The 19661-nt window shown below is 67.7% G+C and carries 17 protein-coding genes and 1 pseudogene; 3 read left to right on the top strand and 15 right to left on the bottom strand.

Translation table 11 applies throughout. The features are described from left to right. The 6 genes from OF850_RS17475 to OF850_RS17450 form a co-directional block, all read right to left on the bottom strand. On the bottom strand, positions 1-333 hold a 333-nt coding region (locus tag OF850_RS17475), incomplete at its 3' end, for an MgtC/SapB family protein (protein WP_301591626.1). Between the two features lie 68 nt (positions 334-401). Then, positions 402-1748, bottom strand: coding sequence for a DUF2254 domain-containing protein (locus OF850_RS17470; protein ID WP_301591625.1), 1347 nt, complete (start codon positions 1746-1748; stop codon positions 402-404). 575 nt (positions 1749-2323) lie between these two features. Next, a complete protein-coding gene (locus tag OF850_RS17465; RefSeq protein ID WP_301591623.1) occupies positions 2324-3034 on the bottom strand; it encodes a hypothetical protein in 711 nt (236 codons plus the stop codon). Positions 3035-3221: 187 nt separating this feature from the next. Further along, complete coding sequence (locus tag OF850_RS17460) at positions 3222-4220, bottom strand: YfdX family protein (protein WP_301591622.1); 999 nt, start codon at positions 4218-4220, stop codon at positions 3222-3224. A gap of 228 nt (positions 4221-4448) precedes the next feature. Then, positions 4449-4775 (bottom strand): hypothetical protein, encoded by a 327-nt coding sequence (locus OF850_RS17455; protein WP_301591621.1) that lies wholly within the window; start codon positions 4773-4775, stop codon positions 4449-4451. An 81-nt stretch (positions 4776-4856) separates the two neighbouring features. Further along, positions 4857-5441 (bottom strand): hypothetical protein, encoded by a 585-nt coding sequence (locus tag OF850_RS17450; RefSeq protein WP_301591620.1) that lies wholly within the window; start codon positions 5439-5441, stop codon positions 4857-4859. Positions 5442-6653: 1212 nt separating this feature from the next. On the opposite strand from OF850_RS17450, the gene OF850_RS17445 reads away from it, so the two are divergent. Further along, entirely contained in the window at positions 6654-7406 is a 753-nt protein-coding gene (locus tag OF850_RS17445) for a phosphatase PAP2 family protein (protein WP_301591619.1), read from the top strand. Here OF850_RS17445 and OF850_RS17440 read toward each other — a convergent pair. After that, positions 7403-8140 carry an alpha/beta fold hydrolase gene (locus OF850_RS17440; protein ID WP_301591617.1) on the bottom strand — a complete coding sequence of 246 codons (738 nt, stop codon included), beginning with the start codon at positions 8138-8140 and terminating at the stop codon, positions 7403-7405. The genes OF850_RS17445 and OF850_RS17440 overlap by 4 nt on opposite strands. A 489-nt stretch (positions 8141-8629) precedes the next feature. Here OF850_RS17440 and OF850_RS23745 point away from each other — a divergent pair. Beyond that, positions 8630-8935, top strand: a pseudogene (locus tag OF850_RS23745) (NAD(P)/FAD-dependent oxidoreductase); the annotation flags it as partial. Between the two features lie 92 nt (positions 8936-9027). Here the strand turns inward: OF850_RS23745 and OF850_RS17435 are convergent. Genes OF850_RS17435 through OF850_RS17415 form a run of 5 tightly spaced genes read right to left on the bottom strand, consistent with a single transcriptional unit; the run spans position 9028 to position 15349 of the window. Further along, positions 9028-9753: an ABC transporter permease gene (locus OF850_RS17435; protein ID WP_301591616.1), complete on the bottom strand. Its 726-nt coding sequence runs from the start codon at positions 9751-9753 to the stop codon at positions 9028-9030. A 53-nt stretch (positions 9754-9806) separates the two neighbouring features. Continuing rightward, positions 9807-10520 carry an ABC transporter ATP-binding protein gene (locus OF850_RS17430; protein ID WP_301591615.1) on the bottom strand — a complete coding sequence of 238 codons (714 nt, stop codon included), beginning with the start codon at positions 10518-10520 and terminating at the stop codon, positions 9807-9809. A 53-nt stretch (positions 10521-10573) separates the two neighbouring features. Continuing rightward, positions 10574-11554 (bottom strand): ABC transporter substrate-binding protein, encoded by a 981-nt coding sequence (locus OF850_RS17425; protein WP_301591613.1) that lies wholly within the window; start codon positions 11552-11554, stop codon positions 10574-10576. Positions 11555-11556: 2 nt separating this feature from the next. Then, positions 11557-13278, bottom strand: coding sequence for a hydantoinase B/oxoprolinase family protein (locus OF850_RS17420; RefSeq protein ID WP_301591612.1), 1722 nt, complete (start codon positions 13276-13278; stop codon positions 11557-11559). Next, on the bottom strand, positions 13271-15349 hold the full coding sequence (locus OF850_RS17415; protein WP_301591611.1) for a hydantoinase/oxoprolinase family protein: 2079 nt from the start codon (positions 15347-15349) through the stop codon (positions 13271-13273). Before OF850_RS17415 ends, OF850_RS17420 begins: the two co-directional genes overlap by 8 nt. Positions 15350-15407: 58 nt before the next feature. Here OF850_RS17415 and OF850_RS17410 point away from each other — a divergent pair, with 58 nt between their 5' ends. Beyond that, positions 15408-16094: a TetR family transcriptional regulator gene (locus OF850_RS17410; protein ID WP_301591610.1), complete on the top strand. Its 687-nt coding sequence runs from the start codon at positions 15408-15410 to the stop codon at positions 16092-16094. 363 nt (positions 16095-16457) lie between these two features. Here the strand turns inward: OF850_RS17410 and OF850_RS17405 are convergent, their stop codons facing one another. The 3 genes from OF850_RS17405 to OF850_RS17395 all read right to left on the bottom strand — a co-directional run bounded on the left by OF850_RS17405 (position 16458) and on the right by OF850_RS17395 (position 19452). Further along, a complete protein-coding gene (locus tag OF850_RS17405) occupies positions 16458-16859 on the bottom strand; it encodes a histidine phosphatase family protein (RefSeq protein WP_301591609.1) in 402 nt (133 codons plus the stop codon). Positions 16860-17531: 672 nt separating this feature from the next. Next, on the bottom strand, positions 17532-18635 hold the full coding sequence (ald, locus tag OF850_RS17400; RefSeq protein WP_301591608.1) for an alanine dehydrogenase: 1104 nt from the start codon (positions 18633-18635) through the stop codon (positions 17532-17534). A 184-nt stretch (positions 18636-18819) separates the two neighbouring features. Then, positions 18820-19452, bottom strand: a complete 633-nt coding sequence (locus OF850_RS17395; RefSeq protein WP_301591607.1) for a flavin reductase family protein — start codon at positions 19450-19452, stop codon at positions 18820-18822. Positions 19453-19661 lie beyond the last annotated feature (209 nt).

Raw genomic sequence — 19661 nt, 5'->3', positions numbered from 1 at the left:
CCAGATGCTCGCCGCCGTGGCGGTTCCGCGCACCTCGTCGCCGCCCTTCATGATGGCTCCTGCCCCGATGAAGCCGATGCCGGTGACGATGCCCGAGACGACACGCGCGACGGCTTCAGGGTCTTCGCCGAGCGACATCTCGGTCGCCTGCACGAAGCCACAGCTTGCGATGGCGACCAGGGGAAAGGTCCGTAGCCCAGCGCTTCGGGCCTCACGCTCGCGATTCCAGCCGATGACAAGAGCGAGCACATAGGCGATGGACAGGTCCCGCAGATGCGGCAGGTAGCCGCGCGCGAGCGCGGATGCCACTTCTCCGATCGACGAGAAATCCAAGCGGCGCCTCCTTCTGGCCTTGCCTCGGCTTCCGTATGGAGCGCCCCCGCAACGAGGAAGCTCAGGACTCAGGTCACGAGACGCAGACCTTTGATCGGACCCGGTCCCCTGGGATCTTTGCTGGCAAGTGCAGTGAGGGCCGTGTCGTAGCGTCTGGCGAGGGCGGTGCGGGCGCTTGGATCGCTCGTCGCCTCACGGGCCGCGTCGTGCGCGAGTTCCACATGGCGGCGCAGGACCCTGCGGCGCTCGGGGTCTGGCTCCAGCCGCGCCACCTCGGCCAGCACCTCGAGGAGCCGGATCATGACGGAAGGCTCACCGGCGCCCGACTGGCGGAGCATGTGAAACATGGCGTCCACCAGCCCCTCATAGTCGGTGGAGGGCCGTCGCAGCCGGACGACCCCGTTCCGGCAGGTCACGCCGGAGGGGAGGGTGCGACGCGCCGTCTCGCCCAGCCCCGCGCCGAGGTGATCCAGGACGCTGATTGCCGTGAAGGGGTCGTTGGTGCTGGGTGACAGGGCGCGCAGCCCCACCTCGACCAGTTGCCGCACGGCGAACTCCAGATCCTGCTCCACGTCGCGGGTGGGGCCGAGCGACGAGGCAGAAGCCAACGCTTCCTGGGCCTCCTCCTGCAAGCCCGCCGGGGAGACCCAGCCCACCACGCTGCCAGGAAGCACGTATCCGCCCGGCCGAACGGAGAGAAGCAGCACGGCATCGTGCTCCTCGGCCCAGTCGGCCAGCGCCTCGTCGTCCAGCACGCGTATGTAGCCGCTGCCAGACAGCTCGAGGGGGGCCGAGCCGGCCTCGGGCAAGGCAGGCTCGGCCTCCGCGTTGCTCGATTCCGCGTCCCGCTCCGGCAGGCCCCTGAGGGCGGCGACGAGGTCGACCTGCACCAGCGCGATCACGCGGTCCACGTTGATGGAGGTTGCCATGTGGTGGAGGAACCAGATCAGGGCACCCACGCTGGCGAAGGCCAGGGCCAGCGCCCCCGTCAGGGCCAGCTGCGGCACGAAGCTGCTGTTGTCGTTCTCGTGGACCGAGCGCAGCGCGACGAGGGCATAGACGAAGGTCGCCACCAGCAGGCCCAGCGCGTATTGGTTGCCCGCGTCTCGCGTGAAGTTCCGAAGCAGGCGGGGTCCCATCTGGCTTGTCGCCAAGGTCAGCGCGGCGACCGTGATGGAGAAGGTGGTGCCCGCCACGGCGATGCTCGCGGCGGCAATGGTCTGCAGCACGTCCCGCGCGCCGCCGACCCCGCCCGCATACACCCAGTCCGCGACGGCGGATGGCAGCTCGATTCGCCCTTCAAGCCGGACCAGCGTCTCCGACAGCACGACGGCGACAAGGCACATCAGTCCTGGCCGCAGCCAGAAGCGCGACAGCAGGTCCGCCCACCATTGACGGAGCCGCGCTGCGCTCACCGCGGCCTCGCTGCCGCGCCGCGCTCCTCGCGGGCGATCCACCTCGGGCGAGGGCTGCAGGCCCGGACCGGCCAGCCCGCATTGAAGTGCAGACCCCAATGGCCCGGCCTACGGCCCGTGACGTGGCTCGTGATGGCACTGATCTCGGTCTGGACGGAGTCAGGGCCCTGGCAAGGAACTGAGACTTCACCGAGAAGGGCAAAAGCCGGCCGCCAGCCCTCCTGCCCCATGGCTTGCCAGCGGAAGCCGCCAGCGGTGACGCCGGTATCCCGCCCAGACCTTTCGAAGTCCTGGGTGCCGCCGAGCCGGAGTTCCAGGCCTTCGGTCAAGCCGTACCTCATGGCAGGGCGAGGCGAGAAAGTGTCGCTCCCGTCCCGATTCCAGGTCCAACCGAGGCGCGCTTCGAGCTGGAAATCGCGATGGGACTGGGGACAGGCGTCGCGCACCGAGAAGGGCGAGCCCGCGCCGGGACGCATACCCTCACCCTGCGCCAGGGCAGGCGCCGGCACGAGGGCCAGCGCAAGCGCTTTAATCTTCTTGGCACAAGGCGAGAGCCCGAGGCCGCGCATCCCGCGTCAATCCACGCGCCGGATGGTGTCCCCGCCCTTCACCGAATGGCGCTTGCCAAACTGGCTCCGAAGGACCCTGGCGAGCTTTCCAGCCGCGCCCCGCACCGCCTCCTCGATGGTTGCGGCGGAGTGATCGGCGCCCACCGGTTTCGCGTTCTCGGGCCGCGCCTCCAGGGCGCACCGCAGGTCGGCAGAGCCCTGCCCGCCCCGCTTGCCGTCCGTCACATAAGCCTCCACGCGCGTCAGGTGAGGCGCGAGGTGCCGCAGACGTGCACGTACGATCCGCTCGACCATTGCGCTGAGTTGCTCGTGACCCTGGACCGAGGAATCCGTGTTGAGCAGGACCGGCAGGCCGACCCCCTCGGCCCCATCGTCGCTCGCCGCATCGTCTGCCTCCTCATCGCGCTCGTCGTCTTCCTCCGCCGCGCGGGCATCCTCGGCCTGGTCATTGCGCGAGCGGTTCTCGCGAAAGGCGCGGTCCGTCTCGCTTGGGCTCGCACCATCCGTCGCGTGCGACTTCGACGACCGCATCGGGTCCACATGGCTGTGCTTCGCGTCCCGCTCGCCTCCGCCGCCTGAGCGCATGCTGACGCTCGGGTTGGTGCTCACGGCATCCTCCGGATGCGCGGGAGGAGGCTCGGGAATGGGCTTGGTGGCATCCTCGTGGCTTGCGCCTGGGCCGCCCCAGCGGACCGTGTTCGGGTGCTTCTTCGGCATCCTGGCCATTCCTTTGTTTGAGAGAGCGTGCCGGAGTGTAACGGTCAGGACTGCAACGCGGCTGCCTCGCGCAAACCCCGGTGAAAGGCTGCCCAGGGTGTGGCCGCGGTGCCTGTGACGCAGGCGAGGTGGAGAACCTGCTGCCCGGCGATGGGCAGGCCGGCTAGCCGGTCTGCCCCTTAGGTATTCAGCGCGTCGAGCCCGTGCCGGACGTCGAGCCTGTGCCCGAGGTCGAGCCTGTGCCCGAGGTCGAGCCCGAGGTGGAACCTTGGCCTGGGTTCGAGGTGCCACCTTGCGAGGAGGATCCGCCCGTGGTCGCCCCCGGCGACGGACCCGACTGGGTCCCGGCCGCTTGACTAGGCTGGCTGCTCCCTGTGCTGCCCTGACTGCGCGAGGTCTGGTCTCCGCTGTCCTCTCGCATGGCCTGCCGGGCCTGCTGCAATGCCTGCTGAGCGGCTTGGCGGTCCCCGCGCTGGAGCGCCTGGTCCGCTTGGTTCAGCAGACGCTCGACCTCCTGCTGGTTGCGCACCGCATTCGCCTCACGCAGCGTCCGGTCCGCCTCATCCAGCGCCGAGCGCGCCCGCGACTGGTCGCCCTGCTGAAGTGCGTTGCGCGCCTCCTGCACCGACTGCCGGACCTCGCGCATGGCCTGCTGCTGGCGGTCGCGCTCGATCAGCAGGATGAGCACGCCCGGATCGGTGCCCGAGGACCTGCCCTGGCCCATGCCCGAAGGGCCATGGTGCATGGGGCCGTGATGGTAGCCCATCTGTGGCTGGCCGTATTGCTGAACCGCCTGCGACTGGCCCGACTGCGGCGGACCCGATTGCTGCCCGGTCGGCCACTGCCACGACTGGCTGGAGCTGTAGGGCTGGGAGCCCCAGTTGCGCTGGCCACTCTGGCTGTCGCCATAGGAAGGGCCAGACGGGTAGGATCCGGTGCTCGACTGGCTGCTCATGCCGCGGCGATCGCCGTCGCTGCGCTGCTGGTTCCAGCGCCGCTCGTCGTCGCGGCCCTGCTGGTAGCCGCGATCATAGTAATTCCGGCCAAAGCGGTCGGAATCACGGTCGTTCCAGCCGGAGGATCCGCGGTAGCTCTGGTCCTGCGACTGCGCCACGGCCGGCAGCGCCGCCGCGCTGCCGAGAAGGACGATGGATAAGGCTGGGATGGCCAAGCGTTTCATTGTCATTGTCGGTTTCCTCTCTGAAGCCCGGCGGGCACGTGGCCCTGCCCCGGGGTGGTGAGCCGACGCACGATGGCGCGGCCCTTCACGTGGAGCCTTCTGCCCGCGTGTGTCGGGCAGGGGGCTCCAGCACGACCCTGCGGGACGCGCCATAACGTCAGCTTGGGACCGCAGTTCGCTATCAGGGCCACAGAGCGCCGGTGGATGGCCCCGATTGCCGCGGTGATGGGTTGATCAATCACCGAAGTCGCGCTCGCCGAACATGCCACCGAAGCGTCCCTCGCGCTCGAACTCGCGCTCGCCGCTCCAGCCTCGCGGGCCCATACCCATGCCGAGGCGCTGACGCTCGCGGCGCTCCTCCATCTGACCCTGGCGATAGCCGCGCTCGTAAGCCTCACGCGAGCGACGCTCGCGATCCTGGCCGTCGCGGAAGCCGCGGTCATACTCGGAGTAGCCCCGGCGGGAGGACCCGTCGTCGCCCTGCGCCAGTGCAGGGATCGGGGATGCGGCGACACCGGCGAGTGTGCCAATGGCGATGATCGGCAGGATGAACTTCTTCATGTCTTGTCTCTTCTAATTGCCCCGCGGGCGGCAAAGGCGCCGCCCTCGGATTGGTCGGATCATGGATGGCTTGCTGTCCGCTCAGCCGCGCCAGCCGCCTTGCGCACGGGCCGGCCCGACCTGATCCCCAGGGCCGAACCCGCCGCCATCCGGGCGGAGGTTCTCGCTCCGCTGGCTTGGGAGCCAGGTCATCGCGTTCTGCAGCTGGATCAGGGCCTGCGTCGCTTCCACCAGGGCCGTATTGTTTCGTGGCAGGGATGGGTCGCGATGCATCAGCATGAGCGCGCGACGAAGGTCGGCCGCGGCGTGCTCGAGCAGCTGATAGGCCTGACGCTGGGCCGCGTTGTTCCACCCCGGTCCCGACTGGAAGTTCCGTCGCTCCTGCTCACGTCCCGCGCGGTAGCCGCGGTCGAAGGCATCGCGCGCCATGCTGTCGAGGTCGCGGTCCTGCCCCTGGGCACCGCCATCGCTTCCTCGATCATACCCGGGCGAGCCGTGGCCCCCGGAGTTGGGCGAGGCGAAGCCCCAGTCGTGGCGCTCGTTGCGCGGCCCCCGATCCTGCGCCGCTGCGCTGCCGGCCGCGAGGGAGCCGCCAAGCAGGACGGCCAAGGTCAGCGCGGCGCAGCGCGCTCGCGGCTGGCGTCGGGTCGTGGTGGATTCGGTCATTCCTCAGCCTCCCTTCGCTGGGGCGAGGGCCACGCCTACGTCGCGTGCACTGCGCCCTCGTCGAGGCGCGGGAGATGGGAAACGCAAAACCCCACGAAACTCCGTGGCGATACGGAGGCAACCGTCGGGGCAAACCCATGGGAAAGGCGAAGGTATTTGTGCGCCAGGGCAGTGCTGTGCCCTCGGGCTCCGTGAGGCGGTATCCACATATTCTGAGGGCGAGGCTTCTCTCGAGGCCACGCTGCGGCCCGAAGACGGGCGTCACTTCTCGGGGAGCAGCGACGCCAGGCAAGAAGCGCGGCAGGTTTGAAGCATGGTTGAGAGCCTCCCTAACCGTCTTTTGCAGGTCAGGGCCGACCGCCGCCTCCACGAGGCGCGTGGTCTGCCTGAAGGCACACACGTCTTCGGGGCTTATGACGGCAAGGTCAAGAACGTCTTCCAGCGTGTCTCCGGCATGGAGTTCGCCACGCCCTCACCTACCACAAACACCAAGGCCTGCCGGTGGAGAGGACCATTTGACGCTGCTGGAAGCTGATGGTTTGGGCCGCTCCGTTGAGATCGGCACCAACCCCAGGCCACGCGTCCTCGGCAATCAGAGCCGAGTGTCGGCCCGAATAGAGAGGAAGAAGCTGAAGCTTCAGGGGCGCCGCTCCTCCTGAACGGGTGGCCCACGCGCGAGGCCTCTTGTGGTGAAGGCCCCACCCCACCGCCCGAAAGCGATGGGATGGGGCCTGACCACTCTTGAGAGGACAAACATGCGGAAAGCAGTAGTCCGGTAGTACCCTAAGAACACATGCTCAGGAATGTGGTTTCGTTGAGGCCGAAAGTCCGGTTGGTCCACGTGTTCGCCGGTTCAGCCTCGCTGCCTTCAGTATTCGTTTTGGAGCTTCCCTGCTCTGTTTCCCCCCGACGTGCGCATGCAGTGGCACAGAGTTTCACTGCCCTTTCACCGAGCGGCGGGAAGTAGGCACCGTAAGACAAACGGAGCAAAGCTCCAGAAAGCCGCTTGCAGACGTCCCTCCGATAAAGAACCAGAGGAGCGAGGCTTCCCGCACCTCTTTGATGGACATTGCGGCAGAGGCCCTCACAGCGCCGTCCTTGCGCACCGTGGCGTAACGTGTTTCGCGCTTGGCCGTTCGGCGCATGGGACGCTGAGGCGCCTCTCTCTCTGCAGGGTTCCCGCTGGATGGATGACGGAGGTGGAATGCGCGAATGACAAGTGGAAGGCCAGCGCCACGCTCTCCCCGGTCAAAGCCGCTGAGCTACCCGCTTGCCTCGGCCGGCGAAAAACTGGAACTTCGGATTGTTCTGCTCCTTTTGCTGCCGGCCGTGACTGTCTGGGGCTTTGTCGAACTCGCCGATGCAGTTCTGGCAGGGGAGACGGCGGCAATTGACCGTGCCTTGCTTCTGGCTCTGCGCTCCCCAACGAACCCGGCCAACCCTCTTGGCCCGCCATGGCTGGCGGAGATGGGGCGCGATGTCACAGCCCTTGGCGGCGTCGCCGTGCTGACGCTGCTCACGTTCCTGGTCGCGGCCTTCATGGCATTGCGGCGCCTCTGGCATGCGGCGTGGCTGCTTTTGGCGGCGGTCAGCAGCGGCATCTTGGTAAGCATGGCGCTGAAGGGTGCCTTCGAGCGGGCTCGCCCTGATCTGGTGCCACACGGCTCCTACGTCTCGTCCGCCAGCTTCCCGAGTGGGCATTCAATGATGGCCGCGGTGGTCTACCTCACCCTGGGCGCCCTGCTCGCCCGCGTGGAGCCTGATAGAAGCGTGAAGGCATTTGTTCTTTCTGCCGCCGTCCTGTTGGCGCTGCTGGTCGGGGTGAGCCGCGTCTATCTCGGTGTGCACTGGCCGACGGACGTGCTGGCTGGCTGGACTGTCGGTGCTGGGTGGGCACTGTTGTTCTGGCTCATCGCGCGCGCGCTCCAGCGGCGCGGCAGCGTGGAAACCGATACGGGCGGCTAGACCGAGTGGTCGGCCGGGGGGCCACTTCCGAGAAGGAAGGGCAGGATGGCAGCCCGCAGTTCGGCTGGATGAGAATAGTTCATGCCATGTGCTACGGAAGGCATGACGACGAGGCTGGCATTGGGCATCAGCCGCACCATGCGCTCCACCCAGCCCTGTGGGACGAGGTAGTCGCGTGCACCCCGGACGATCAGCGCCGGCGCGGCGACATACGGCAGCTTGGCCGACAGGCTGTAGCCGTGCATGTGGCGAAAGGTCTGGACGTAGCGCCGCACACCGGCGCGGAGATAATCCGTGAGGGCGACCCATATGATGCCTGGGTTCTCAAACAGGCTCGTCAAGAAGAACATCGCCAGTTGCCGTATAGCTGAGGCATGCTCCCTGTCTGGCGTGGGCCCCTGGAGCACTGCCCGCGCGACGAGGTCCGGTCGTTGCATGGCGAGTTCCACCACGACCTCGCAGCCGAGCGAGTTCGCCACCAGCGCCGCCCGACTAAGCCCGGCCTCATCCATCCAAGCCGCCAGCGCGTCAGCCATCCCGGGCACCGTCAGCGCGCGCGGAGGATCATCACTCAGCCCGAAGCCAGGCAGATCGGGCGCGAGGACAAAGGCATCGCGTGCGAGGCACCGCGCAAGCGGGGCCATGTACCGGCTCGACATGCCCAGGCCATGTACCAGCACGACTGGCAAGAGTCCTGCCGGCACGCGCTCCGTGGAAACCAGGGCGTGCATCATCCGCCCGTCGACTTGGCTCCACCGGCTGGCAAGGTGCCCCGGCGCGGGACCGCAAGACGCGCTCACGAAACGTGACCGGCTGGGCCGAGCGGCGGCCAGGAAAGACCCAGGGCGGCCAAGATCATCGCGACACAGGGTCGTGACCGCAGCAAGCGCTTAAGTCGGTGTCGCGCCACCACGGGACAAGGCAGACTCCAGTGCGACCTCGTTGCCTGATGCATCTCCCAGCAAACCGGGGAGGTGGATCGGCAGTTTCTTGAGCTGCGACGCCAGGGGCGGCCCCTTGAACCACCCAAGCCTGCTGCGCTCATCTTCACTCTTTGACCGTTGCCCCGAAACTGGTCCGCCCGAAGGGAGAGTTTTCGGGCTTCATCGGCAGCCCGAGGACTTGCGTAGACCCCGGACCAGAGTTCGGGGCAGGACCAACCTGCCGGAAAACTCTCACAATGGCCGGACCAGTTTTCCGGTCTAGGGTCAGCGGGGCATGATGCGCCGCCGAACTGGAAGCGTGCGGATCTTCTCCTGGAACAGGCCAAGCGGATGTTTTCAGGGATCCGCACGGCTGAAGTCACGCGCTGGCATGGCATCCGGCCAAGCCTGCCCGATGGGCTCCCGGTCTTGGACCGAATGCCAGGAGTGGAGAATGCCTTCCTCGGCTTCGGCAATTCGAATTTCGGCATGACGGCGGGACCAGTGATGGGACGCGCTGTCGCCGCCATGATGGGGGGGCGGGAGACGGGGCTCCCGATCGGTGAGTTAAGCTTGGCACGTTTCGGAGCCAACGCCCGCCACTGAGTGCAGACGCCCAAAAGCAGCTTTCAAATCTACTACTTCGACGAGCCGCTTGCCGAACGGATGCCTAATCGACCTCAGCAGCTCTCAGCGTGTCACCGGCCATCGACGCGCTGCGACACGTGCCAGGGCAGCATGATGCGCTCGGCGGCTTCCACTACATAAAACAAGGTCGTTCCCATCACGCCCAGAACCGCCAGGGCGGCAAACACGCGGACCGTGTCGAACTGACCTTGCGCCACCAGAATGACGTGGCCCAGCCCAGCTGAGCCGCCAACAAACTCGCCCACGATGGCGCCAACCAATGCAAAGGAGATGGCCACCTTCATGCCCACGAACAAGGCAGGCAATGCGTTGGGAAACCGGACTTTCCACAAGATGCGCCAAGCGGACGCTCGGTGCACCCGCGCCAGCGCGACTGCCTCCGGATCTACGGAGCGTAGCCCCAGCACCATGTCGGCAACGATGGAGAAGATAGCGAGCATCACGGCGATGGCGATCTTCGGCTCTGCGCCCGTCCCCATCCAGATCACAAACAGCGGCGCCAGTGCCACCTTGGGCAGCGAGTTCATCACCACCAGCACCGTCATGATCAGCCGTTCGGCCAAGCGCGAGGACACGACCAGCACCGCAAGAAAGACGCCAAGTACCACGGAGAGGCCGAAACCGGCGACCGTGGTCCACAATGTGTAGAGCGCGTGCCGGCCATAATAGCCGGGCGTCTCCAGGAAATCGGCCACGACAGCGGACGGAGCGGGCAGCAGCAGCGGCGATGACGCGAAGGCCCAGACCGCCAGTTCCCAGAGGAGCAGCAGCGCCACGAGGACACCGGCCGTACCGAGCGCCCCAACCGGCCCGGATGGGGCTCCCGCACTCATGCCTTCTGCACCCCGAGCTGCGCGAAGATGGCCCGCAATCGCGCCACCTCCCGTCCGAACTCCGGCGCCTCGCGCAGGGAAAGCGGCCGGGGGCGTGGAAGCCCGATCTCGACGATCTTCACCACGCGGCCGGGTCCGGCGGACATCACCGCCACGCGGTCGCTGAGGAACACCGCCTCCGGAATGGAATGCGTGACAAACACCACCGTGCGCTTTCCCTCCTGCTGGATGCGCGCCAGTTCGCCGTTCAGGTCGTCGCGCGTCATCGCATCCAGCGCTCCGAAGGGCTCGTCCATCAGGATCACTTCCGGCTCGCACAGCAGAGCGCGGCAGATCCCTGCCCGCTGTCTCATGCCGCCTGACAGCTCCCATGGATAACGATGGGCAAAAGCGGCAAGGCCGAAGCGGTCCAGCAACGCCATGGCGCGCGGCTGCATCTCGCGGTGCGGCCGCCCCTCGAACTCGGCGGCAAGCAGAACATTGTCTATCACGTTACGCCAGTCCAGCAGCACGTCGCGCTGGAACACCATGCCGAAGCCGGGCGGCGGAGCGACCACCGGCGCCCCGTGCAGCAGGACCCGCCCTTCGGTCAAAGGGTCCAGCCCCGCAATGGCGCGCAGCAGCGTGCTCTTGCCGCAGCCCGACGGGCCGAGGAGCGAAAGGAACTCCCCTTCGCGCACCTCGAGCGACACGTGGGCCAGCGCGGTCACGGCACCGGCGAAGGTCTTGCCGCCCTTCTCGACGGCGATGAGCGCGGCGGCGCTCAGCCCACCACCTCGTTGGTGAAGTAGCTCGCCGCGTTCCAGCCCGGCTTGATAGCACCGGCGGCCTCGAGCGACCGCAGCGCCGCCACCCAGTCCTCCTCCGCCTGCCAGCCGATCGGACGGCCGCGGGTCGCGGGGGTGTCGAAGAACTCCAGCGTCAGGCGGATCTGCTCCCGCGTCACCGCGCGGTCCAGCCGCGCGTCGGGGCGGTTGCGGATCATCGCCTCCACCCCGTCATCGGGGTTGGAGCGCAGGTGCGTCCAGGCGCGCTGCTGGGTCTCGACCAGCTTGCGCAGCGCCGGGCCGCGCGCGCGGATCGTCGCCTCCGTCGCCATGAGTCCATAAGAGGGGAAGAAGATCCCGGCATCCTCGGCCAGCAGGGCGCGGGAGGGACGCGGCCGCTCCGCCACGGGAATGGCGGAGGAGACCGTGGACATCAGCCCGTCGGCTCGCTTCGCCGTGTAGGTACCCCAGAGCGCGGAGGGATCCACGAACATCACGTTCACCGAGGACCGGTCCAGCCCGCCCGAGCGCAGATAGGCGTCGATGAAGGGCGCCCAGGGGCTGGCGGCGAAGACCACCAGCGAGCGTCCGCGCAGGTCCGCCGCGCGCTGCACTGGGCTGTCGCGGTCCACCAGCACGCACAGATCGGTGCGGCGGGAGAAGCCGGCGAAGCCGCGCACCGTCGCCCCCTGCTCGCGCGCCTGCGCCAGCAGTCCGAGCTGGATCTGCCCGACATCGACCTGCCCGGCATTCACCAGCTGCAGCGTGTTGCCGGAGCCGCGGCCATCCTGGATGTCCACCGTCAGCCCCGCCTCGCGGAACCAGCCCCGCGCCTCGGCCAGGTGGATGGCGGCCTGCACGCCCCAGGGCGAGAAGTCGAGGCGCAGCGACAGGCGCTCGCCCTGCGCGCGCGCGAGGCCCGGCAGGGCCAGGCCGCCTGCGGCGGCCAGCGCCGCGCGGCGGTTGATCGTGGTCATGCTTATGCCCTCTCCCTTTCACGCAGCCGCGCGGTTTCCGCACGGTCCAGGATGCCGGTCCGCCCGTCCACCACGACGGCATAGTCCCGCCGCGCGGCCTCCGCGCTCACCTTGCCGTTCCACACGTCGCGCGCCACCGCCTCGGGGTCGCGCGCGCGCGGGTCGCCATGGCCGCCGCCGCCTGCTTGATGGTGGCGCAGAAGCTGCCCGCGGCGCATCGTGCCCGTCACTTTGCCAGGCACCGGGGCGCCATCCAGCCAGTTGCCCGCACGCCCGCCTTGCTGGCCGCCATCGAGCCCGTAGGGCCCGAAGCGGACGCGGTCGGCGCGAAGCTGCATCACCGCCTCCTCCGCCAGGAGGCGGTAGGATCGCGCGAGTCCCATTCCGCCGCGGAAGCGCCCCGGCCCTCCGCTGTCGGCGACCAGCGCGTATTCCTCCACGCGCACGGGGTGCTGGCGCTCCAGCACCTCTACCGGCGTGTTGGACAGGTTCTGCGAGGGGTTGGTGATCGCCTCCACCCCATCCTTGTCGGGGCGGCCGCCCCAGCAGCCACTGATCATGTCCACGATGATGAAGGGACGATTATCAGGGTGCCGGCCACCCAGCACGACCACCGTGTTGCCCCCCTCCCCAGCCGCCGGGATCACCTCGGGCACGATCTGTGCCAGCGCGCCAAACATCGTGTCCATCACGCGGTAGCCGGTGAGCGCCCGGGCCGCGACGGGGGCGGGCGAGACCGGGTTCAGCACGCTGCCCTCCGGCGCCGTCACCTCGACGCAGCGGAACACGCCGGCATTGTTCGGGATGTCGCCGCGCAGGGCGCAGCGCACTGACAGGAAGCTGTTGCTCTTGGTGAAGGACAGCGTGGAGTTGATCGCCGCGCGCACCTGCGGCGAGGAGCCCTCCCAGTCCACGCGCAGCGTCCCGTCGTCGCGCACCGTGACCGCGACCGAAAGCCGCACCGCCTCCTCGGAGAGGCCGTCGCTGTCGATGTGGTCGGTGAAGCGATAGGTGCCGCGCGGCCAAGTCTTGATCTCGGCGCGGGCCATGCGCTCGGCGTAGTCGAGCAGGGCCACGAAATGGCCCCGAAGCCCTGCGGCGCCATAGCGGCGGACAAGCGAGGCGATCTCCCGCGCACCGACGCCGCAGGCCGCATACTGCGCGCGCAGGTCGCCCAGCACGCGGTCGGGCACGCGCACGTTCAGGCCGATCAGCGCTTCCAGCGCCTCGTCCATTTCGCCTTCGCGGTAGAGGCGCAACGGCGGGATGCGCAGCCCCTCCTGGAAGATCTCGGTGCTGTCGGCGGCGTTGGAGCCGGGCACGCGTCCGCCCACGTCCGTGTGGTGGCAGATCACCACCACCCAGGCCAGCACCTCGCCTTCCGCGAAGACGGGAAAGAACATGAAGATGTCCGGCAGGTGCATGCCGCCCGAATAGGGGTCGTTCATGATCACCGCGTCGCCCGGTTGCAGCCTTCCGCCCCAGCGCGCCTGCACCGCCGCCATCGCCTCCGGAATGGCGCCCAGATGCTGCGCAATGGTCTTGGCCTGCGCGACCATCTCGCCCTTCGCGTCGCAGATGGCGGCGCTGTAGTCCATCACGTCCTTCACGATCTCCGATCGCGCGGTGCGGATGACGGTGTAGGCGACCTCGTCCACGATGCTGTCCATCGCGTTCTTCACCACCGCGAAGGTAATGGGGTCGGGGATCGGCGCCTCAGGCATCGGTGGGCTCCAGCTCGATCAGCACGCAGCCGGCGCCGCCGGGACGGGCGGTGCACCCAGGGGGGATGACGACGGTGGTGTCGTAGCTTTCGAGGATGGCGGGCCCCTCCACCGCGCCCTCCTCCAGCGCCGCGCGCGGCAGCAGCCGCGTTGGCACGGCCGGGGCGCCGCGCGTGAAGTGGACGGGCCGCGTACCCGCCTCCCCGGCCAGGGCCTGGGCATCCAAGGAGAGGGCGCCGAAATCCAGCCGCGCCGTGCCGCGCCCGATGGCGGAGAGCCGGAGGTTCACCAGCTCCACCGGCTCCTCCTCGGCCGCGTAGCCGAAAGTCTCGCGATAGAGCCGCTCGAAGGCGACGCGCAGCGCGGCCTCGCCCTCCTCCAACGGCACGGTCAGCCCGCCGGACTGGCCCAGGTAGCGAAGGTCGGCCGCGAAGCGCAGCTCTACCCCCTCCCCCGCATAGCCCTCGGCGCGGAGTGCGGTACGACCTGCGGTGGCGAGACGTGCGCGCGCCGCCTCCAACGAGGGCCAAGCGTCGTCCAGCGGACGGAGCAGCGGCTCGACGAATTCGTGCGCCGCCTCGGCCGCGAGCATTCCGGCGGCGGAGAACACGCCGGCCGCGGGCGCGACCAGCACGCGCCGGATGCCCAGCAGCCGCGCCACCTCCACCGCGTGCAATGGCCCGCCGCCGCCGATGGCGAGCAGCGCCAAGTCGCGCGGGTCCTTGCCGCGCTCCACCGTCACGGCGCGGATTGCGCGGGCCATGTTCACGTTGGCAACCTGGCGGATGCCCTGCGCCGCCTCCTCCGCCGACAGGCCAAGCGGGGCGGCGACGTGCCGCATCACGGCGCGCTGCGAAAGCTCCGGATCGACGGGCAGAGAGCCGCCAGCCAGCGAGCGCGGGTTGAGGAAGCCCAGCACCATGTTGGCGTCGGTGACGGTGGGCCGGTCATTGCCGCGCCCGTAGCAGGCCGGCCCCGGATCGCCGCCCGCGCTTTCTGGCCCCACCACCAGCAGCCCACCCGCATCCACCCGCGCGATGGAGCCGCCGCCTGAGCCGACCTCGGCGATATCCACCGCAGGGACCTTCAGCATGTAGCCGGCGCCCTTGGTGAAGCGCGACGGGGTGGAGATGCCGTCGCGGAACTCGTACTCGGTGACGAGCGACGGCAGCCCATCCTCCACGATCGCCGCCTTGGCCGTCGTGCCGCCCATGTCGAAGACGATCAGGTCCGCGGCGCCCAGCGGCGGGCCCAGCCGCGCCGCCCCCGCGACCCCGCCGGCCGGTCCGGAACCGACGGCGAAGACCGGGCGGTCGCGTGCCGCCTCCAGCCCCACCATCCCGCCATTCGACGCCATCACCTGCACCGGGGCGGAAAGGCCCAGCTCGCGCAGCCGAGCCTCCAGCCGCGACAGGTAGCCGCGCATGGCGGGTAGGATGTAGGCGTTCACCACGGCGGTGGAGGTGCGCTCATACTCCTTGATCTCGGGCAGCACCTCGCAGGAGGCGGTGACAAGCAGGCTCGGCGCGGCCTCGCGCAGGATCGCCGCGGCGCGGCGCTCATGCGCCTCGTTGCTGTAGGAATTGATGAAACAGATGGCGACCGCCTCCACGCCCTCCTCCAGGAAAAAGGCGGCGGCCTCGCGCACCTCGCCCTCGTCCAGGGGCTCCACCACCGCGCCGTCGGCGCCGATGCGCTCGGACGCCTCTCGGCGCCAACGGCGCGGCACCAGGGGTTCCGGCTTGCTCCATGAGAGGTCGAACATTCCCGGTGTGCGGATGCGGCCGATCTCCAGCACGTCGCGAAAGCCTCGCGTGGTCAGCAGCCCTGTGCGCGCGCCAACCTTCTGAAGGATGGTGTTGGAGGCGACCGTGGTGCCATGCACCACTTCCTCCACCGCCGCGCCCTCCAACCCTGCCTCGCGTAGGACGGCCGCGATGCCGGCCGCTACCCCCTCGCCGGGGTCGCGGGGCGTGGTGCTGGTCTTGTTCACGAGAACTCGGCCACCGGGCAGAGACAGCACGACATCGGTGAAGGTGCCCCCCACATCCACGCCAATCCTTGCCCGCATCAGCCCCCACCTGCTTGATTGACCGGTCGGTCAAAGGTGTTGCAGCGTGTTCGAAGCCATGAGCCAGCGTCAACAGGAATCTTCGCCCGGCGCAGCGGCACGCGCCGCCATTCTGCGCGCCGCTATCAGCGAGTTCACGACCAAGGGCCTCGCCGGCGCCCGTATGGCCGCGATCGCCAAGGCCGCGGGGGTGGCCAAGGGTCTCGTCTTCCATCACTTCGGCTCCAAGGACGAACTGTGGGCGGCGGCGCTGGAACACGTCTACCGTCTCCTGCGCTCGGGCCAGGACGAGGTGGCGCTCATGGCGCTCGGACCTATTGAGGGGATGCGGCGGTTGACCACGGAGACTTTTCGCCTCTTTCGGGAGCACCCTGAGATCACCGCGCTGATGAACGAGGAGAACCTGCATCGAGGGCGCCATCTGCGCGCAGCAACGAAGGTGCCGCTGCTGTATTCGCCTCTCTTTGCCACCATGGAGCGGTTGCTGGAGGAAGGGAGACGCCAGGGACTGTTCCGGTCCGATGTGGATGTGCGTGCCCTCTACGTCGCGCTGTCGGGCCTGGGCTATTTCCCCTGCGCCAACCGCTGGACCCTCTCTGCCGCCTTCGCGGGCGACCTATTCGAGCCCGACCGGCTGGTCGCCTACGAGGCGCTGGCGGGCGAGATGGTGGTATCCTTCCTTCTGCGGCGCGAGGACAGCACGGCACCGCGCAGACGGACTGTCAGGGAGCGGAGGAAGATGTAGTCCTGAGGACCGGCGAAGTCTCTGTGCACCGACCGGGCACTACTCGAGCCTCAGGGCGGCTCTACATGGGACTGCAGAAACTCCGCATCCGCCCGAACCGCCTCCTCGATGAAGTGCGCGAAAACACGGCTCCTCGGCTGGGCGGCGACGTCTCCATGCACCGCGAGCCAGACCGGACGCTTGGTGCGAATGGTTTGCGCAGCACTAACACCAGCCGGCGATCGCACGCACCGGCAAACGATGTCACCGGCTGCCGTCCGGGCTCGCTTGCATGACGGTGTGACGCGTTGAGGCGAAACGCGGACCTGGAGTGAAAAGGACCAACACACTGGCAAGGCGAGCGCATTGCACCAGTGCACCTGTTCACGGTCGGATTCGGCCCGCCACCATCAACGTCTCCCCTACTTTCCGCAGCACCACACCTTCGGCGGAAAACGGCACGATGCCAGTCAGGGCAGTGATGTTCACCTGGTGCGTGCTGACAAACAGAGCGCCGGGGCCGGTCCAGGCCAAAAGGATCTCGCGAGCCGCTGAGGTCCGCGCGGGACCTGCACCAGCCTCCGCGAAGAAGGAGTTGAAGGCAGGCTCAGCCACGACGCGGCCGGGAAAGGCAAGCTCAGCGGTCTCCAGGGTGCGGCACCACTTTGAGGCAAGCACAGCGCCTACGCTTACCCCTGCGCTGCGGAATGCCTCTCCGATGCGCCGGGCCTGATTGCGTCCCGCAGTGCTGAGGTTGCGCTGCGTCGCGCAGTCACCGAGGCACATCCCGGGCGGGTCGCCACCGCCGGGCGCGGTGGCATGCCGGAAAAGCGCGATACCACCGTCACCCCGCAGCGCCTACCATGCCACTTTCTCTTCGGTTCCGGCCACTGAGGGGCAAGACAAGCCCGCGAGGGCGGCAATCGGGAACCAACGCCGGAAAAGGGCCATTTCACGCACGGACATGGCGGCGCCGTCTCAGATGAAAAGGACCGCACGGGGCAGATCATATTGAAAAGGTGTTGCGGAACGCTCAGGCGATAGAGCATTTTCGAGTTGCACGCGTTCAGAACTGGCGCCCGTTTGACCAGAAGCGGCGCCGTCAGGGGGCCTGCCGACACCTGCCCTCGGACACTGAGTTCGTCTAAACGCAAAATGGTCTAATGTCGTGATCGCGAGTCTCCTACGATTCTGATGGTGATCGTGGGGATGCGGCGATGGGCAAGTCAGCGGTGGCGATCGATCTGACGGCAACGGAGCGGCGGGAGCTGCAATCGTTGGCCCGCGCCCATCGGACCGGTCCGGCCCTGGCGCGCCGGGCGCGGATCGTGCTGGCGGCCGCAGCGGGGCAGGAGTCCATCTTGGTAGGTAGTTGCTCCAAGGGTGTTCCAGTCGGGAGCACGAACTTCGTCCCTCGCCGCATTCGAACTGCCGAGCGCTGAGGTCTTCCCCCCATCGTCAGTTCAGCGCCGCCAGTGGCAGACCCAGAGCTTCGGCCACTGCTCGGTGCGTAACCTCGCCTGCATGCACGTTGACGCCCGCCGCGATATGCCGGTTCTCCGCAGCGGCAAGCCTCCAGCCCTTTGCGGCGATCTCGGCGACGAATGGCAGGGTCGCGTTGTTCAGGGCCACCGCAGAGGTTCGTGCCACCGCACCCGGCATATTGGTCACGCAGTAATGGACGACGCCGTCGACCACGTAGGTCGGGTCTGCGTGCGTGGTCGGACGGGACGTCTCAAAGCATCCTCCCTGGTCAATCGCAACGTCAACAAGCACGCTGCCTTGCCGCATCCTGGCAACGGTCGCGCGCGAGACAAGCTTGGGGGCAGCGGCACCCGGCACGAGAACGGCACCGATCACGAGGTCGGCGTCGATAACTGCCCTTTCCACGGCGTCGCTCGTCGCGAAGATCGTCTCGACGGTGCCTTTGAACTCGATGTCGAGCGCCTCCAGCGCACGGAGGTTGCGGTCGAGGACTGTGACCTGTGCACGCATGCCCTGCGCAATTCGTGCTGCATTCGATCCGACAACCCCGCCGCCGATGACGGCCACGCGACCCGGCTGCACCCCGGGCACACCCGAAAGCAGAACCCCTGCGCCACCCGCCTCCTTCTCGAGGCAGCGCGCGCCAACCTGGACTGCCATCCGGCCCGCGACTTCGCTCATTGGCGCCAGCAGGGGCAGCCCGCCCTGCTGGTTCGTCACCGTTTCATAAGCAATCGCGGTCGCTCCGGACGAGATGAGGCCCATGGTCTGTTCACGATCCGGAGCGAGATGAAGGTAAGTGAAGAGAACCTGTCCCTCACGAAGCCGCTCCCATTCGGCAGGCTGCGGTTCCTTCACCTTAACGATCATCTCCGACTCGGCGAAGATACGCGCGACGTCAGCAATGACCTGCGCTCCCGCCTTTTCATACATGTGGTCGGTGAAACCTATCGCGGCGCCGGCCCCGGCCTCGACCATGACCCTATGCCCGTTTGCGATCAGCTCTCGGACCGACGCGGGGATCAAGCCAACCCGGTACTCGTGGACCTTGACCTCTTTAGGGACACCGATGAGCACGATTCTCTTCTCCTGATGCTTTACAACCTTGCCTCCGGACCAAGTTAGGCGAGCGTGGTCGAGTACAATGGTGGAATGCACTCGTTCAAACCCGAAAGTCGACGGGCTGGTTGACTGCTGCGCGATATGCCCACGCAGGCAGCGCATCGTTTCGCTTCAATCCTGGAGCAGAGGCCACCCGTCGTCATTTATCTCCCTGCCCTGGTCGGTAATCGCCGCCATCGGTCGGCCGTAGCGCCTCGAACAGATCCGTGACGGCGGCGTAGTCACGATAGCCGCAACGCGCGAGAGGTTGGGCGGCGACCGTGTCGAACCGGCCATCGCGGAGAAAGGCGTCGTCAATATGCACGCCCACCACCTGCCCAATGATGAGCCAGCCCGACAGCATAGTGCCCTCCAGGTCGCGTAGCTGCATCGAGGCCACGACCTTGCATTCCATCGATGCGGGCGACGCGGCAACGCGTGGCGCCGCGACGACCTGAGATGGCGCCGCCTCAAGCCCCGCTGCCTCGAACTCGCTCGCCCCAGCCGGCAACGTATCGGACGAGACATTCATCGCATCGAAAAGCGCGCGGCTGCATAAATTGAAAACAAACTCTCCGGTGGCGATCGCGTTCCCGGCGCTGTTTTTCATGGTCTCGCTTGTGAAAGCGAGCATCGGTGGACGCGAATGTACAGCGTTGAAGAAGCTGTACGGCGCCAGATTTGCTCGCCCCTCGCGATCAAGCGTAGAGATCCAGCCGATCGGCCGTGGGGCGATGATTGCCTTGAACGGGTCGTAGGGGAGGCCGTGCCCAAGGCGGGGTTCATAAAACATGCGACGTTCCTTGCTGATGACCTTGAAAGCTCGGCCGATGTGAACTTGGCCATGTCACGAAGCCTCTTTGTAGGAGGCGGGGCAGGCGATGAGGAGCAGTCAAGCCGAGGGCACTGGTGCGGCGCCTGAAGTATGATCGTCCTCGTTGACGCAAAAAAGCCCGGCGTTCCCATAAGGATCGCCGGGGAGTTTGCATTCTGGGAGGAAAC

This window comes from Sabulicella glaciei (genome assembly GCF_026183895.1).
In the GTDB taxonomy this organism is placed as follows: domain Bacteria; phylum Pseudomonadota; class Alphaproteobacteria; order Acetobacterales; family Acetobacteraceae; genus Roseococcus; species Roseococcus glaciei.
This window is presented reverse-complemented; position numbering and strand designations above follow the sequence as displayed.